This window comes from Telluria sp. ZT3P25 (assembly GCF_059685895.1).
The window spans coordinates 1271-2486 of the sequence record NZ_JCASIJ010000012.1; the positions used below are offsets into that span (position 1 = coordinate 1271).

At 64.6% G+C, this 1216-nt stretch carries 1 protein-coding gene; it reads right to left on the reverse strand.

Annotation, left to right across the window (positions count from 1 at the left end; all coding sequences use genetic code 11):
• Window positions 1–1216, reverse strand: a 1216-nt coding sequence (locus AC56LY_RS24460; RefSeq protein WP_499583720.1) for a glycoside hydrolase family 3 C-terminal domain-containing protein, incomplete at both ends; no start/stop codon positions are given.

Genomic DNA, 1216 nt, shown 5'->3' on the forward strand with positions numbered 1-1216 from the left:
GTCAACGCCGGCGCGGTCAGGTTCTTCACCAGCGGCAGAGTGGCCGATGACGGGCCGACACGGATCGCATAGCTGCCCGCATCGACGATCCACGACGTCTTGCCCGGTGCGAAGTACGACAGCGAACGGGCATCGATCGGGATGCTCACGCGCTTGCTCTCGCCAGCATTGAGGTAGACCTTGACGAAGCCTTTCAGCTCCTTTAGCGGCCTCGCCACGGCTGGCTTGGCCGGGCTGACGTACAGTTGCGCCACTTCGAAGCCGGCCATGCTGCCGGTGTTGGTCAGCGTGAAAGTTGCGTTGACGGTGCCCGTCGCGCTCATGCTCGGCGCCGACAACTGCAGGTCGCCGTACGAGTACGAGGTGTACGACATGCCGAAGCCGAACGGGAACAGTGGCTTGACGTTGCTCTTGTCAAAGCCGCGGTAGCCCATGAACACGCTGTCGCTGTAGACCATCGTTTCCTTGGCCGTGCCTTTCGGCGCACCGTAGGAGCCCGCCGGCTGGTAGTCCTTGACGTTCGAGTACGACGCGTACGACGGGTAGTCCTGCTCGCGGCGGCCGATCGTCACCGGCAGCTTGGCTGATGGATTGACGCGGCCGTAGATGATCTCGGCCAGCGCCTGGCCGGCGTACTGGCCGGAATACCAGGCTTGCAGCACGGCGCCGGCGTTGCCGACCCACGAGGCCATCTCCGACGGTCCACCGCCATGCATGATGACGACGGTCTTTGGATTGACCTTGCCCACGCTCGCGATCATCTCGCCCTGGTACTCAGGCAGCGTAAAGGCGCGGTCATATGCTTCGCCTTCGTATTCGGCGTTCACGCCGGCGGAAATCACGACGGCGTCGTAATGCGCCAGATCGGCCGGCGCTTGCAGTGCGGCCCAGCTCATCTGGACGCCCTGAATGCCGCCCAGCGCCGGGATGAAGCGGCCCGTCGTGCGGCGGTATTCCAGGCGCACGGTGGCGGGCACGCCGGCGGTCAAGCCGCCGACCTTGACGAAGTTGCTCAGTGCATTGACAACGTCACCCGACAGCGGCTTGCCGTCGAACTCGAGCACCATCTTGTCGTTGACGTACAGCTTGAACGGGCTGTCGGCGCGCACCTTGAACACGTGGTTGCCGCTGACGGTCGGTACGATGGTGCCGGTAAAGCGGGCCGAGAATGCGCCCGGCGCCGTATTGATGCCGCCCAGGCTCGTGGTGCCGCCAT